Annotated in this window: 13 protein-coding genes, 1 tRNA gene and 1 pseudogene; 6 read left to right on the top strand and 9 right to left on the bottom strand. The window is 66.2% G+C overall.

Annotated features, from left to right (window positions below; translation table 11 throughout):
- Positions 1 to 408 precede the first annotated feature (408 nt).
- The 4 genes from rluB to QZM15_RS15860 all read right to left on the bottom strand — a co-directional run bounded on the left by rluB (position 409) and on the right by QZM15_RS15860 (position 5,696).
- Positions 409 to 2,145, bottom strand: a complete 1,737-nt coding sequence (gene rluB, locus QZM15_RS15875; protein WP_226290945.1) for a 23S rRNA pseudouridine(2605) synthase RluB — start codon at positions 2,143 to 2,145, stop codon at positions 409 to 411.
- 60 nt (positions 2,146 to 2,205) lie between these two features.
- On the bottom strand, positions 2,206 to 3,243 hold the full coding sequence (gene scpB / locus QZM15_RS15870; RefSeq protein ID WP_059575776.1) for an SMC-Scp complex subunit ScpB: 1,038 nt from the start codon (positions 3,241 to 3,243) through the stop codon (positions 2,206 to 2,208).
- A gap of 272 nt (positions 3,244 to 3,515) precedes the next feature.
- Complete coding sequence (locus QZM15_RS15865) at positions 3,516 to 4,718, bottom strand: pyridoxal phosphate-dependent aminotransferase (protein WP_099316349.1); 1,203 nt, start codon at positions 4,716 to 4,718, stop codon at positions 3,516 to 3,518.
- A gap of 75 nt (positions 4,719 to 4,793) precedes the next feature.
- The gene (locus tag QZM15_RS15860) at positions 4,794 to 5,696 is read right to left on the bottom strand and encodes a LysR family transcriptional regulator (RefSeq protein WP_060318259.1); all 903 of its coding nucleotides are present in this window, start codon (positions 5,694 to 5,696) and stop codon (positions 4,794 to 4,796) included.
- Between the two features lie 430 nt (positions 5,697 to 6,126).
- Here QZM15_RS15860 and QZM15_RS15855 point away from each other — a divergent pair.
- Positions 6,127 to 6,513 (top strand): annotated as a pseudogene (locus QZM15_RS15855) (transposase); the annotation flags it as partial.
- Between the two features lie 210 nt (positions 6,514 to 6,723).
- Positions 6,724 to 6,975 (top strand): hypothetical protein, encoded by a 252-nt coding sequence (locus QZM15_RS15850; protein WP_060965968.1) that lies wholly within the window; start codon positions 6,724 to 6,726, stop codon positions 6,973 to 6,975.
- A 197-nt stretch (positions 6,976 to 7,172) separates the two neighbouring features.
- Here the strand turns inward: QZM15_RS15850 and QZM15_RS15845 are convergent, their stop codons facing one another.
- Positions 7,173 to 7,490 carry a hypothetical protein gene (locus QZM15_RS15845; RefSeq protein ID WP_059575782.1) on the bottom strand — a complete coding sequence of 106 codons (318 nt, stop codon included), beginning with the start codon at positions 7,488 to 7,490 and terminating at the stop codon, positions 7,173 to 7,175.
- A 160-nt stretch (positions 7,491 to 7,650) separates the two neighbouring features.
- On the opposite strand from QZM15_RS15845, the gene QZM15_RS15840 reads away from it, so the two are divergent.
- The 3 genes from QZM15_RS15840 (at position 7,651) to QZM15_RS15830 (ending at position 9,258) form a co-directional block, all read left to right on the top strand.
- Complete coding sequence (locus QZM15_RS15840) at positions 7,651 to 8,367, top strand: YdcF family protein (RefSeq protein WP_302106782.1); 717 nt, start codon at positions 7,651 to 7,653, stop codon at positions 8,365 to 8,367.
- Between the two features lie 221 nt (positions 8,368 to 8,588).
- Complete coding sequence (locus QZM15_RS15835) at positions 8,589 to 8,864, top strand: hypothetical protein (RefSeq protein ID WP_059575785.1); 276 nt, start codon at positions 8,589 to 8,591, stop codon at positions 8,862 to 8,864.
- A 136-nt stretch (positions 8,865 to 9,000) separates the two neighbouring features.
- Positions 9,001 to 9,258, top strand: coding sequence for a hypothetical protein (locus tag QZM15_RS15830; RefSeq protein ID WP_006486090.1), 258 nt, complete (start codon positions 9,001 to 9,003; stop codon positions 9,256 to 9,258).
- A gap of 52 nt (positions 9,259 to 9,310) precedes the next feature.
- Here the strand turns inward: QZM15_RS15830 and QZM15_RS15825 are convergent, their stop codons facing one another.
- The 4 genes from QZM15_RS15825 to QZM15_RS15810 form a co-directional block, all read right to left on the bottom strand.
- Entirely contained in the window at positions 9,311 to 9,601 is a 291-nt protein-coding gene (locus tag QZM15_RS15825) for a putative quinol monooxygenase (RefSeq protein ID WP_226232030.1), read from the bottom strand.
- 526 nt (positions 9,602 to 10,127) lie between these two features.
- On the bottom strand, positions 10,128 to 11,336 hold the full coding sequence (gene bamC / locus QZM15_RS15820; RefSeq protein WP_302106713.1) for an outer membrane protein assembly factor BamC: 1,209 nt from the start codon (positions 11,334 to 11,336) through the stop codon (positions 10,128 to 10,130).
- A 140-nt stretch (positions 11,337 to 11,476) separates the two neighbouring features.
- Positions 11,477 to 11,553, bottom strand: a tRNA-Pro gene (locus QZM15_RS15815).
- Between the two features lie 129 nt (positions 11,554 to 11,682).
- On the bottom strand, positions 11,683 to 12,396 hold the full coding sequence (locus tag QZM15_RS15810) for a bifunctional 2-polyprenyl-6-hydroxyphenol methylase/3-demethylubiquinol 3-O-methyltransferase UbiG (RefSeq protein WP_302106712.1): 714 nt from the start codon (positions 12,394 to 12,396) through the stop codon (positions 11,683 to 11,685).
- 390 nt (positions 12,397 to 12,786) lie between these two features.
- Between QZM15_RS15810 and QZM15_RS15805 the strand changes: the two genes are divergently transcribed.
- Positions 12,787 to 14,997 (top strand): hypothetical protein, encoded by a 2,211-nt coding sequence (locus QZM15_RS15805; RefSeq protein ID WP_302106711.1) that lies wholly within the window; start codon positions 12,787 to 12,789, stop codon positions 14,995 to 14,997.
- Positions 14,998 to 15,070 lie beyond the last annotated feature (73 nt).

The following is a 15,070-nucleotide window of genomic DNA, read 5'->3' as shown; positions in this document are numbered from 1 at the left end:
CGGGCGCGCGCCTTAGCCGGCGCAGGAAGCGCTACCCGAGATGCCTAACCGTTTCAGCAAAAAAAAATGGGCGGAACGCCCATCTTCTTACTGGTGGTCGCACCTGAGCCGCACATTGAATCCGTACGCCCAGCGACTCCGCGATTATAGCGATTTTTGGCGCAAACGCCAAGCCAGCCGGTAAAAGCAGCGCGTCGGCTGCCTTTACGGACCGAAAATGCGAAATCGGGCTGCCCGATCGACCGATATCACCCTGCCGTACCGGTGATCGCCGTTGTCGCGGCACGCGACATCGATGCAGCCGAACCCCGTCAATACAATGCGTCGCGTCGACACAACCGGCCGGATGCCGGCCAGACCGACGAGCCGGCGGCTTTACGCCGCCGTACGACGCCAATCGACAGCGACTTAACGGCTGCGCGTGCGGCTGCGCTGCGGACGCTGGCCGCCGCGCGGGCCGCCGTTGCCTGCGCCGTCGGCACGATTGCCGCCCGGATTGCGATTGCCGCCGCCCTTGCCACCGCCGCGCTTGCCGCCCGCGCCATCGCGCTTGGGACCGGCGCCATACGACGCGCGATTGCCGTCGACATCGCGACCGCCGCCGGCGCGGTTGCCGTCACGCCCCATGCGGTTGCCGTCGCGGCCGCCGCCCGTGCGATTGCCGTAGCCCGACGGCGCAACCGGCAGGCTGCCGTAGCCGCTCAGGCCCGGCAACCCCGGGCCGCCGCGCCGGCCACCGCCGCGACGCGGCTGGTCGAGTTGCCCGTGCGTCGTCAGCACCGGCTCGCGGCTGATGAAGCCCATCGACGTCTGCATCGGATCGGGCTGGCGACGCTCGGCCGGACCGGCAGCGCCGCGCTTGCCCTTCTCCTCGGACGGCGCCTTCAGCCCGACGGTCGCCATCAGCTTGCGCACCTGCGCGTCGTCGAGCTCTTCCCAACGGCCACGCTTCAAGCCGCGCGGCAGCGGAATCGGGCCGTGACGCGTACGGATCAGCCGGCTCACCATCAGGCCGACCGCCTCGAACATCCGGCGCACTTCGCGATTGCGGCCTTCGGCCAGCGCGACGTGATACCAATGATTCGTGCCTTCGCCGCCGCCATCGCGGATCCGCAGGAAATTCGCCGGACCGTCGTCGAGCTCGACGCCGTGCAGCAACTTCTGCCGCATGCCTTCGGACAGCTCGCCGACGACGCGCACCGCATACTCACGCTCGACGCTGTAACGCGGATGCATGAAGCGGTTCGCGAGGTCGCCGGAAGTCGTCAGCATCAGCAGACCTTCGGTATTGAAGTCGAGGCGCCCCACCGCAAGCCATTTCGCCGTCTTCATCGGCGGCAGGCGGTCGAACACCGACGGACGGCCTTCCGGATCCGCGTGGCTGACGATTTCGCCGGTCGGCTTGTGATACAGCAGCACGCGCGGCGGCTTGTTCGGCAGCTTGCGCTTGACCGGCTTGCCGTTGATCCGCACCTGGTCGGTCGGCATGATCCGCTGGCCGATGTGCGCGGGCTCGCCGTTCACCGACACGCGGCCGGCGACGATCAGCTCTTCCATTTCGCGGCGCGAACCCATGCCTGCTTCCGCCAGCACCTTGTGGAGCTTCGGCGCGTCGTCGTCCGGCGACAGCACGCGCTTGTTCGCCGGCTGGTTGCGCCCGCGGCGCAGCATCGGCGCACGTACGCCGCTACCGCCCGCGGAGTTGTCCGCATCGAAGGCGGGCGACGTCACGTACGCAAACAGTTCGTCCTGGGACGCATCGCCTTCAACGGGTTTCGCCGAGCCACCTTCTGCCTTCGATGCCCCGCGACGGCCCTGGCCGCCCTTGGCCGCGCCTTCGCGCTTGCCGGCCGGCTTGCGAGTGCCCTTGGCCGCGCCTTCCTTGCGCGGCGCACGCGCCGGCTGCGCATCGGCAGCCTCGACCGGCTGCGCATCCGCGCCCTCGGCGCCCTGCTGCTCGCCTTCGGCGCCCTTCGACTTGGCCGCCGCGCGACGCCGCGCGATCAGGCTGCGCGGACCGCGCCGCAGACCGCGGCGGGGACGCTCGTCGCCACCCGCGGCCGAAGCATCCTGCTCCGGCGCATCGTCGGCACGCGCTGCCTGCACGGCAGGCGCGGACGATTCAATATCGTGGATATCTGTCAAAACAACCTCAAAATGTCAGGTCTCGCGCCCGGCGCGGGCGCGGCAAGAAGTTGGCCGCGATCAGGCGCGACGCTGTTCGGGTTCTGCTTCGTCGTCCGGCAGCGCGTCGGCGCCGATGGGCGCACTGGCGCTTCGTACGGCATCCGCGAGACTGTCGGACGTGTCGTCCAGCGTCTCGTCGTCCGCAGGACGGGAGCGGGGGGCGTCGGCCTGATCGGCCTCGCCGGGCGTGTCGCCGGCCGCTTCCGCTCCGTCTCCGGCAGCCGCTTCGGCGGCCGGCTTGCGATCTTCCTCGCTCGAATCCGCACGCTGCGGCTCGGGCTGCACATCGGTCGACACGGCTTCGGCGCCGACCTGTTCCGTCCGTTCCGCGTGCCCACGATCAGCATCGAGCGTATCGCGACTCGGGAATTCCTGCGTCGACGCGACGTCGGCCACGGCATCGCCCGGCACCTCGGCCGACTCGCCGGCGGGCACGTCATCCGCCTGCGCCTGCGGCACGTCGGCCGCAGCCTCGTCGGTCACCGGCACGTCGCCGTCGAAATCCATGGCCTGCTGCGCGAGCAGCGCGGCCTCGATGTTCGCGGCCGGCTCTTCGAGCGCCGGCAGGTCGTCGAGCGCCTTCAGGCCGAGATCGTCGAGGAATTGCTTGGTCGTCGCATACAGCGCCGGACGCCCCGGCACGTCGCGATGACCGATCACCTCGATCCAGCCGCGATCCTCGAGTTGCTTGACCACCTGCGTATTGACCGTGACGCCGCGAATCTCTTCGATGTCGCCGCGCGTGACGGGCTGCCGGTACGCGATGATCGCGAGCGTTTCGAGTACCGCGCGCGAATATTTCGGCGGCTTCTCGGGATGCAGGCGATCGAGATAATGACGCATCGCCGGCTTGCTCTGAAAGCGCCACCCGGTCGCCAGCGCCACCAGTTCGACACCGCGACCGGACCAATCCTGTTTCAGATCTTCGAGCAACGTGCGGACCGTGTCAGCCGACACGCCGTCGGCAAAGAGCTTGCGCAAATCGCCGAGCTTCAGCGGCTCCTGCGCACAGATCAAAGCAGTCTCGAGGACGATCTTCGCCTCTTGGGTATTCATGCAGCTAGGCCAGACCCTGTGGTCAAACGAACCGGATCAACAAACAGACGAAAGGAACGGAAGACGCGCTCGCCCGATTCTGATCGGTCATATTGATGGGAGCACGAACCGGGGGCGGCGAACCAACTTCAGGCCAGGCCCAAACCGGACGGAACAGCACGGCTCAACGACGGAACCGCGTGACTGAACGCCATATTACGCAAAATTGCCCGGTGCGTAAAGATGAGCGGAACAGGCCGCCGCCCGGGCCGCATGCCCGCTCCGGCCCCGCTTCAGCGAGCGCCGGCGCCGCGTGCCAGGAACCGGCGCAGCCGCTCCACGCCCGCGTCGAGTCGCGCCGGATCGCACGCATAGCACCAGCGCACGAACCCCTCCCCCTCGGGGCCGAACGCGCGCCCGGGCGCAAGGCCGAGCCCTGCCTCGCGCACCAGCGTCGTGCAGAACGCCAGGCTATCGGCCGCGCCCGGCAGCCGCAGGAACAGGTACATCGCGCCCGGCGGCGGCGGCACCTCGACGCCCGGCAACGTCCGCAGCGCGGCGACCAGATGGTCGCGCGCGTCGCGCAGCGCCGAGACGAACGACCGCACGAACGGCTCGCCGTCGCGCAACGCGACCACGGCCGCGGCCTGCACGAAGCCCGGCGCACACGACGTGTTGTATTCGACGAGCTTCGACAGCTCGCCCATCACCGACGTCGGCGCAACCAGCCATCCGAGCCGCCAGCCCGTCATCGCCCATGCCTTCGAGAAGGAATTCACGACCACGACGCGCTCGTCGCGCGACGCGATATCGAGGAACGACGGCGCACCGCCCTCGCCGAATGCAAGCCGCTCGTACACCTCGTCGGCGACCAGCCAGATGCCGTGACGACGGCAATGGGCGAGCACGGCCTGCTGATCGTCGCGCGACATCGTCCAGCCGGTCGGGTTGTTCGGCGAATTGATCAACAGCATCCGCGTATCGGGCGTCAGCGCCGCGAGCAACCGGCCGACGTCGAGCTGCCAGCCCGCGTCGCCGTAATCGAGCGGCACGCAGTCGACCCGCGCGCCGAGAATCTTCGGAATCTCGACGAGATTCGGCCACAACGGCGTGACCGCGACGACACGCTCGCCCAGCCCGACGAGCATCTGCGCAGCCAGCATCAGCGCATTCACGCCCGAACTCGTCACGGCGACCGTGCCGGCCGCCGTCGCGCCGTGACGCGCGCTGACATAGGCCGCGATCGCGTCGCGCAGCGGCGCCGTGCCGAGATTGTGCGTGTAGAAGGTCGCGCCCTCGCGCAGCGCCGCCGCTGCGGCGTCACGGATGAAATCCGGCGTCACGCGATCGGATTCGCCGAACCAGAACGGCAGCACGTCCGGCACGCCGAAGCCGGCGTTCGCGACTTCGCGGATCAGCGACGGGCGCAGCGCGTGCACCGCGGCGCGCGCCGCAGGCTCATCGTTCACCGGGAAAAAACCTGCGGAATGCGTCATCGAGAACCACCGCCAACGAACACGATCCACGTAGTGTACCGGCCGGCAAGCCGGGCCGGCTCACGCCGATGCACATCAATCGAGGTCCTCGGCCCGCGCCGGCATCTGCCGCACGAGCTCCCAGATCGCCTGCGCGGCGGGCGACAACGACCGGTCGCGGCGGCGCACCAGCTCGACGGTGCGTTCGGTGCGCGGCGTGAGCGGCCGCGCGACGAGCGTCGAGCCGGCGGGCAGCGGCAGCGACAGCCATGGCTGCACGCTCACGCCGACACCGGCCTCGACCAGCCCGAACACGGTCGCCGAATGCCCGAGTTCCTGCATGACCGTCGCGTTGACGCGATGCGTGGCCAGCGCCGCATCGATCAGCGGCCGGCTGCCCGACGCATGGTCGAGCAGCACGAGGCGCTCGCCGTCCAGCGCCGCCCACGGCACCTCGGACCGCGCCGCGAGCGGATGGTCGGCGCGCGCGACAAGGCAGAACGAATCGGTCATCAACGGTTCGCAGACGAGATCGGCGACCGTCAGCGGCCCGATCACGACGCCGAAATCGACTTCGCTCGACTTCACCTTGCGCAACACGTCGCTCTGTACGTCGTCGCGCAGGCCGAGCGTCACGAACGGGAACTGCCGCTCGCACGACGCCACCACGCGCGGCATCAGCCTGCATGCGATCGTCGGGCTTGCCGCGACGATCACGCGCCCGCGGCGCTGCTCGCCGATCTCGCGGATCTCGCGCAGCGTATCGTCGAGATCGTCGAGCAGGCGCGACACGCTCGCGATCAGATTCGCCCCGACGTCGGTCAGTTGCACGTCCCGCGTCGTGCGGTCGATCAGCTTCAGCCCGAGTTCGGCCTCGAGCTCGCGCACGCAGCGGCTGACCGCGGACTGCGTGAGCCCGATCTCGTCACCCGCCCGGCTGAAGCTCTTGAGCCGCGCGACTTCGATGAACACGCGAAGCTGGCGCAGCGTAACGTTCATCCCCTGACCTCATCAATCGTCGATATCGATGCGCGATTTTAATGCGCGAAACCGGCTTCGGTGACGAATCCGGCGTCCCTCGCCCATGTTTCGCTGCGGTGCAATACGTTCGCAAACGCACGTGACATGGGCGAATTGCACAAGATTGGTGATTGTCCCGATTTGCTCACGGGTTATTTTGGCGTCTTATACGCCCCTAGCTGACTTAGCCGTTAGCTCGCTGCCAAGCGGCTCTCGAAGGATTCACCTCCGACATGGCACGCTTCGTGCATTACCTTGCGCACAGGGTGCAGGTTTCGTCGGACGGAAGAGCAGAAACACCGCTGCCGGCCAACCGGACGCCCCCACCCGGCACTCGACGATCGAGTGCTTGAAGAGTGCGCGGCGCAGGGCAGCGCACCGGAGTTAGCTTCGCTGAGGTGAGGACATGATGCTGTTCGACGATTTGAGAGATAACGAATGGGCGCTGGTCGAGGGTCTGTTTTGCTCGGAACCCGCACGGAGTGAGCGGCGCGGCCGTCCTCGCGTGGAGGCTCGTTCGGTGGTCAACGCCGTGCTGTGGGTGCTGTCGACGGGCGAAGGCTGGTCCAAACTGCCGGGCCGCTATCCGTCCCCGCCGACCTGCCGCCGCCGCTTCGACGAATGGCAGGCGGACGGTACGCTCGCCGAAATCGTGAAGCGACTCGGCACGAGCGGCCGGCAGATTTCGCTGCGTGGACGCATCGGCGCAAGCGCGGCGAAGCCACCCGCGCCGCCGAGCCGCGATCGGTTGCGCGGCGCCTTCTGGACCAATCCGGAATCCTGGCGCGCGCCCGTCAAGATGGCGTAACGAATGCTCGATCGGGCGGCTTCGGCCGCCCGGTTTCTTTCTGCGACGCGATCTTGTTGCGCCGCATGCATTGCAGTCGATTACCGTTGTCGTGCCGCGAAACATCTATTTACCAATATTTACAGCAAGCCTGCACTCCCACGCTTACCTTAGCGACATATCAACAGGCCGCACGGACGGCTTGAAGGGAGCCCCGCCATGAAAACAATGTCACTGCTCGTTGCATGCGGCATTGTCGTTTCCGTGGCGCTCGCAGCTCCGGCCCATGCCGACGATCGCGTGAAGCCGCCCCATCGCCAGCAGGATCACCGCAATACCCTCCGCCAGCCGCCGTCCGCCAACCCGTCCAGCCGGCAAACCGTGCCGCGCGGCGACTTGCGCGGCGACATCGCCAGCAACGCGCGGGCGCGGATCGGCTCTCAGTCGCCCGGCGTGCCACGCCATCCGTAGACGTCCTGCCGATTTCGAGATTTCGCGAAAGAAAATGTCCGCATCCGGGAACTGCGCCGCATGCGGCGGGTCAACATCGTTGCCATGAGCACAGCGTGGCAGCAGCAAAAGTATCCGGTACGCCCGTATCTTCGCGATACGGGCTTTTTTTGCGTCGCGGGCCCGCGTGGCGATGCATGGGGCGGGATGGAATACCGCTACAGACGGCTTTCGAGAATCGCCACGGCGCTCGCTTCGCTCAACGCGTAGTCGTCCATGCGGCGATCCGTCCAGGAAAGTAATTTCTCTTCGCGCTCGAGGCGCGAGAATTCGGCTCGACCGCTGTCGGTCAGTACGGCAATGTCGACCGGTGCATGGAAGCCCGGTGCGGGGGCAACGGTCTTCTGCCGGACCGTGTCCATCAGCCCGAGCGAACGGAGATACTCGAACACGCCCGGGCGGCGTGCCCACGGTACCTGGCGGTACTGCACTCGTCTCAATGCGTCGAGCACCGCTTCGTTGGAATACGTGGCCATCTCGATTCTTTCTTAAAGTGCAGCGACAATGCGAAGCGGCGCGCCGGGCGGGGTCTCCGCCCGCCCCAACCGCCACCGATTCTGGAGGCCGACGTTCTCCGGCGTCGCGTCAGGGCCAGATCGTCAGTCCTCCATAAAAAGACACCATACCCCAATCAAATTGATTCTGTTCGATTCATTTGTACTTCTCTTCATCGGTTTCATGCTCTGCCGCAAGCAGCGTAGAACCATTTCGATCGCCGCCGTCGCGCTGTTCTGGCTGCTGGCGACGGGCTGGCTTGCGGCGCCGCTGATCGCCTGGACCGAGGCCGGCGTCACGCCGGTCGAACATCCCGACATGCACGGGCGAACCACGCTGATCCTGATCGGCGCCGGCACGCGCCGCACCGACACCGGATTGCAGCCGCCGCCCGATGGCGTCGCGCGCATCCGCAAGGTTGCGGCGCTCTACCGCACGTGCCGGCAACAGGCCGAACGCTGCACCGTGGTGATGTCGGGCGGCGACCCGCAGCATCACGGCGACACCGAGGCGGCCGTCTACGGGCGCCAGCTCGTCGCGCAAGGCGTGGCGCCGGCCGATCTCGTGCTCGAACCGAACAGCCGCACAACCTACGAAAACGCGAAATTCACTGCGTCTATACTACGCCCACAGTGTGACGACGCGCGCATTCTCGTCACGTCGTCGTACCAGATGCGCCGGGCCCTGCTCGACTTCCGCCATTTCGGCATCGATCCGCAACCTGTTTATGCGAATCTCCGACGCGCGCAAACGGGCTGGCTGCCGCGCTGGCGCAACGTGGCCAACGCCGAGCAGGCGTTGCACGAACTGGTCGGGATCGCGCAATTCCACGTATATCGTTGGCTCGGCTGGTTTTGACGACGTCGTGAAAATCGGCGCGAAAATCGCGGCTCCACCCTCGATGGCCGACGCGTGACGAACTGCGCGGAGTGTTGCGCGACTTCAACGGGGCCTTGCATCGTGCGACGATCCGGTGCACATTGATCCGTCACTTTTGTTACACTCGACACGCACTCGATTGCAGTCGCCAGACAAAACGGCAACACTCGGGTTCATCACCACTTAGCGGAGGTAAAGCAATGAAGAAGACGTCCCTGGCTATCCTGGTAGCGATGTCGGCGCTGACTGGCGCAGCGTATGCGCAAGAGAGCACGCAGATCCAGACCATCACCGATCCGGCCAAGATCGCCGAGATCGAGCAGCGCGCCCAAGCGCTGCAACAGCAACAAGCGGCCGAAGCGGCTCAGCCGGCGGCGCAGGAAGAGCATCACCACGGCAAGAAGGCTGCGCATCACAAGGCAGCAGCGAAGAAGGCCGCCAAGAAGGCGAAGGCTGCAGACGCTGCCAGCCAGTAAGTTCGGCGGCACCGCTCCAGCGAAAAGCCGAATCCGGGCAACCGGGTTCGGCTTTTTTGGTTGCGGCGCCCGCGCGCTGTGCTAAAGTCGCGCACCGAAATTTTCCACCCGTGCGCACCCCGGTGCGGAGGACAGCATGAGCAACATTCAACTCGACATCGAGTGGACCGAAGCCGCCACTCGCAAGATCAAGCAACTGATGCCCCGCGGCTCGGACGACGCGTTCCTCGCGCTGCCGCCGATCGAGTGTCTGCCGATGGAGGGCGACGTGCTGTTCCTCGGCCCGCAAGGCAAGCAGCAGCCGTTCATCGTTGCCGAGCGCCAGTATCACCACGACGGCGACGCCGACTGGACCATCATCCTGATCCTCGACGTACCCAGCGCGTCGCACTGACGCGCCGCCGCGACCGGACACGTCCGGTCGCCGCACTCCGCTCGACTCCGGCTCAGACGAGTTTCGACAGCACGCGGATTTCGGAACGCTCGATCCAGTCCGCGGCCGCTTCGCGATAGGCGAGAATGTGCGCGGAACGCGCATGAGCGGCCAGCGCCTCCTCGCTCTCCCAACGCTCGACGAATACGAATCGCGCGGGCTCCCTCAGATCCCGGTGCAGGTCATACTGCAACGCACCGGCTTCGTTGCGGGTTGGTTCGACGATTCCCTCGAGCACGACGCGCAGTTTTTCCTCGGCGCCCGGCTTCGCCACGATCAGCGCCACGACTGCGATTTCCGCCATTCCCGCCTCCCTCATTCAAAAAGTCCGAGAATACGCGCATCGCGCACCGGCGACGCCGATAAGGCATGACGACGCCACAAAAAAAATAGCCCGCGCTTCAGAGAAGCGCGGGCGAAACCGTCGCCCTACGAGGATAGGCGACGGGGCCATCGAGATCCGCACGCTGGCGCGGATCGTCATCTGTTGACCGACGCTCGTCGCGACGGCATTTGAAAGGCGTCGATACCGTTGTTCAGGCGCTCGCGGCGCATTCCGGACTCTGACGCCATCCTCCCTGCTCTAACGATTCGAACATATAAAGCAGGTTGCGTGCCAAGCGCCCAATCCACCTTCACCCCATTGATTCATAAGGATAATTTTTATATCGGCGACAATGTGACACGTGTTCCGTCGTCGTAACGCGACGGATGTTACGTAACGTCACGAGGCGGGGCCGAACCACCCGAACGCGCGCCCGCGCCGGCGAGCGGCCATGAAAAAAGCCCGCCGAATGGCGGGCTTTTCAAGGGTGCGGGAAACGCCGGAATCAGCGAAGCTGATTCACGAGCAACCCCATGATCTGGCGAGCCGCCGACGACGTGTCGATCGCCCCCGCATCGTCGACGACCGCGACGCGCGTCTGATCGGCCGTGAGCGCCTTCACGTTGACGCGATACTGCTTCGCCTGCTTCTCCTTCTTGCCGTGGAACAGTTGGCTCCAGAAGCCCTGCTCGGCCGAGCTCAAATCCTTCGGATCGACATAGCGCACGAAATACAGGCCCTTCGAGCGATCGCGATCGTCGACCGTGAAGTTCGCGCGATCGAGCGCGAGACCGACGTGCAGCCACGATCGGTCGTACGGCTCGCCGAGCGTGACTTCGGACGGCACGGCTGCTTCCGCCGCGTCGTTGCCTTGCGCCGACGTGCGCGAGACGTTCTGCGCCGCAATCGCCGCGGCAGCCTTCGACGACGCGTCGGTATCCGCCTTCTTGTCCTTCGGTACCACGTTGTCCTTGATGTTCGCGATCGGAGCCTCGCCGTTCTTCGCGCGCTGCTCGTTCTGCGCGAGGACAGCCATCAACCGCTTCAGGTATTCCGTCTCGAGCGCCGGATCGTTCGGCTTCGGTTCCCACTTGCTCGAATCGTTGTTCGCGCCGGTGATCGCCTCGCGCATGCCCTTCTGGCTGATGAACACATAGGTGCCGCCGTTCGGCGCCGAATCGAGACGCGTGCGGTACTTGTTGCGCTCGGCCGTCACGTACGAATTGCCCATCGCCTTCGAGATCACGCTGCGGATCAGGCCGTCGTTGATCTGCGGATGGGTTTCGTTCCAGTCGGTTTCCATCACGCCCTTGTCGCGCTGGTCGACCACGAGCAGGAAGCCCTGCTCCTGCCAGAAACGGCGAACCTGCGGCCAGATCGCGGCCGGCTGCTTGCCGTCGATCACGAGCCAGCTTTCCGTGCCGTCGCGCTGGATATGCATGCCGGCCACGGCCGGCGCGACGGTGTCCAGCGCAGGCGCGGCCTGCTGGACCTGCTGGAGCGCGGACAGGGAAGTCGCGCCGCCCTGGGGCGGCAGCGAACGCTGATCGGCCGTCTCGTCGAGCATGTTGGGCGGCACTGCGAGCGACGCTTCCTTCGATTTCGAATCGCTCTTGTAGTCCACTTTCGTGGGCGACGACGTACCGCAACCGGCGACGAGCGCGCCGGTGGCGAGCACTGCAGCGAACCGCATGGTAAGACGAAGATCAGTCATGTTCGGGGAATCCTCTTCCGCTAAATCACGGCGCTTTCCGTGGATCAACCTTGCATTTTACCGGGGCCGCGCTGCGATGTGCAAAAAAGCGGCGGCCAAGAAAAAACCCGCGTCAGCCTGAGCTGACGCGGGTTCTTGTCTGGTCGGGGCGAGAGGATTTGAACCTCCGACCACCTGCACCCCATGCAGGTACGCTACCAGGCTGCGCTACGCCCCGAAAGAAAAAAATTATAACAGACAGTTTCCCGATTTAGAACGGGTCGCATGCATTTTGTCCGTGTTCTCGTGAAATTTTTTGGCGCGATGGCGTCGACGCGAGCAATCTACGGCGCCGCCCCCGTCGCCGTCACCGCTTGCGCGCGACACAGATGACCGTCAGGCCGGCAACGCGATTGAAGCGGAACATCGGCAACTCGATGCGGCAGATCGTCTTGAGCAAGCCGTTGACGAACGGATGATGACGACGCAATTGCGACGCGGGATCGCGCGGATGCGAACGTGCCCGCTCGCCGAGCCGCAATGCGGCCGCGAGCGGAAACGTGAGGCCGAAATAATAGGCGCCGCGCTCGACGTCGAGCCCTGCACGCCGGACCACGTTCTCCAGCCCGCCGAGCGTATACCTGCGCTTGTGCTCGAGGAAATCGTCGTGGCCGCTCCACAGGAACTGGAACGCGGGCACCGTGATCAGGAACCGGCTGCCCGAAGGCGCGCCCTGCACATACTGCGTCAGCAGTCCGACGTCGTCGTCCACATGTTCGAGCACGTCCATCAGCAACACGAGATCGGCATCGAATCGATCGACGGAGCGCCGAAAGTGAATGGGCTTGCCGGCCGCCTCGCCGTCGCTGTCGTCGGCATAGCTCGTATCGACACACCATGCTTCCGTCGCCTGCGTGCGTTCGAGCAGATGCTTCGAGAAAAAACCGGAGCCCGCCCCGACGTCGAGTATCCGGTTCGTGCCTGACGCGCCGAGGAACCGGCGAATCGCGCTCGCCTTCGACGCGTAGTACCAGTGATCGCCCACCCCCGCACCCAGTACGTCGACTTCCTTCAGGTCCATGGCGCTTCCCCGTGATGGCTGCCGTGTTGTGATGTCGAACCCGCCACTGATACCGATCTTACCCCGCCGCCGTCGCCGATCGTATCCGTCGATGCCCGGGGCCGCGCCGCCTCTGCATCGGGCGAAACCCGTGCCGCCCAACGCGGGCCGCGAGTTTTCAGGATCGCTTCGAACGATAGCCACCGGCGGCCCGCACAAACCAAACGACCGTTTGATCCGGCCGTACCCCCGGCGCGAATCCGTTGTCTGGCCGCCCGCGGGCGCGGCGCGCCGGGGCGGCGGTTGTTTGGTGACGCCGCTCTAGCGCGCTATGACACACTGCACGGCATCGACGCTCGCGCCGGGCACTGGCGCGCCGCCGTCGATCAAGACAAGACATGGAGACAGACGATGCGGAATGCGGTCCGGCGCGGCCATCGCTCGCCTTTGGCAATTTTCGACTGGTTTTCCGGCCGGCGACGCACGGCCGCCCCGCGGTCGCACACGACATCCCGCCTGTTCGGCTGCGGCGCGCTGGCGCTCGCGCTGCTCTGCGCGGGCTGCGCGGAATCCGCCGCGCAGCGCGACAGCAACACATCCATCGCATCCACGAAGATCGAACGCGCCAAGGCCGAGCGCCTTGCGCGCGAACGGCAGCTCGCGCGCACCGTGCCGTCGCTCGCGTCGATCAGCCTCACGCAGCCGCGCCCGTTCACGCTGCGCGACTCGGGCCAGAACGGCGCGATGACGTTCCTGCGCGACGTCGATTTCCGCGTCGTCAACAATCTCGGCTTCTTCATCCACCAGTTGTCGGCCACGCTCGTGCCGACGCAAGCCGGCGCGCCGATCGTATTCGACGATCCGACGAGCTTCGAGATCGACGTGCACGGAGGCACGGTCACGCTCGACAACGCGAAGCTGACCGCCCTCTTCAATACCTACATCTTCGGCTATCGCAACGCGCCGCTGCGCAAGCTCGCGGTGTCGGCCGGCGACGGCGTGATCCATCTGCAAGGCGAGATGCGGCGCGACGGCTGGGTACCGTTCTCGCTGACTGGCACGCTCGCGGTCCGCGACGGCAGCCAGCTCGTGTTCCACCCGACCGGCGTACGCGTGTCGGGCCTCGACGCGCAGCCGGTGATGCGCGCGGCCAACGTGAAAATGGCCGACCTGTTGAAGGTGCAGACACCGATCGCGCAACTCGCCGGCGACGATCTCGTGATGGCCGTCGACAAGCTGATGCCGCCGCCGCGCCTGAAACTCACGATCACCGCCGTGCGCGTGACGCCGGCCGGCCTCGACCTGAAGCTCGACGACGGCACGCATGCCGGCTTCGCGATGCCCGCGAACGCGCCGCAGCAGGCGATGGTCATCCGCGGCGGCGACGTGAAATTCATGCGCTCGATGCCGATGAACGCGGACATCCTGATCGGGCCGGTCGACCCGTCGAAGCGCGACCAGACGTTCGTGTTCGACCTGTATCACTATCGCGACCAGGTATCGGCCGGCTACTTCAACTTCGACGAAAGCGGCGCGATGACGATCCGGATGCCTTCGTATACGGGCCCGGGCAGCGGCGCGGCGCTCGGCAACGCGGCCGCGCGCCTGAACGACAGCTTTCTCGCCGCGCAGCAGAATGCGCTACGCGACGTGCGCCAGCACTGGGAAGCGTCCGCGCTCGCGGCGGACGCGATGCGGCCCGGCATGCAGAAGGTCGCGATGCGACGCACGTCGTCGACGCCGTTCAACGAACGGTACGTGTCGAACCGCAACCCGACGATCCATCTGCGCAACGTCGATTTCAACCTGTCCGGTGACATCGGCTTTCATGTCGACGATCTCGACGTGGAACTCGTGTCGAAGCGCCCGGGCGAACCCGTCGATCTCGACGACCCGAACCAGTACGACATCCGCATTCTCGGCGGCACGGTCGTCGAGTCGTGGAAGGCGATGTCGGCGCTGTTCAACGACTACCTGCTCGACTATTCGCCGCGCTCGCTGAACGACCTCCAACTGAGCGCGGACGGCCAGGACCTGCGCGTCCAGGGCGGCATCAAGCTGTGGAATCACGTACCGGGTGTCTGGCTGCCGACCGACATGAAGGGCTCGCTGACGGTGCTCGACGACCGGCATCTCGCCTTCACGCCGTCGCAGGTGTCGGTGCTCGGCATCCCGCAGGCCACGCTGCTGCGCTCGCTCGGCATCGAGCTCGCATCGCTGACGCCGTTGCGGCGACGCGGCGCGGAACTGCGCGGCGACACGCTCGTGCTCGACCAGTACACCGTGTTCCCGCCGCCCGTGCTGAACGGCAAGCTCGCCCAGGCCACCGTCGAGCGCGATGGACTGCGTCTCACGTTCCGGCGCGCGGCGGGCGCGCCCGTGCCGAAGCGGCCGCAGATCGACGCGCCGAGCTACATGTGGATGGAAGGCGGCGACATGAAGATGTTCAACGTCCTCGAACTGAACGTGCGCGCGCTGATCCGGAATTCGGCCGAGGCCGGGCCGATGCGGTTCGACCTGTACGACTATCGCAGCCAGGTCGCGCAGGGCTCGGTGCGGATGCTGCCGGACGGCACGCTGGTCGTCGACATCGGACAGAAGAATCCGCTTGCGTCGCGCTGATCCGCAAGCAAGCACGGCCCGCATGAAAAAAGCCCGGTGGCAGATCGCCAACCGGGCTTTCCAATGCATCCTG

It is taken from the genome of Burkholderia sp. AU44665 (assembly GCF_030504405.1).
GTDB lineage: Bacteria > Pseudomonadota > Gammaproteobacteria > Burkholderiales > Burkholderiaceae > Burkholderia > Burkholderia semiarida.
This window is presented reverse-complemented; position numbering and strand designations above follow the sequence as displayed.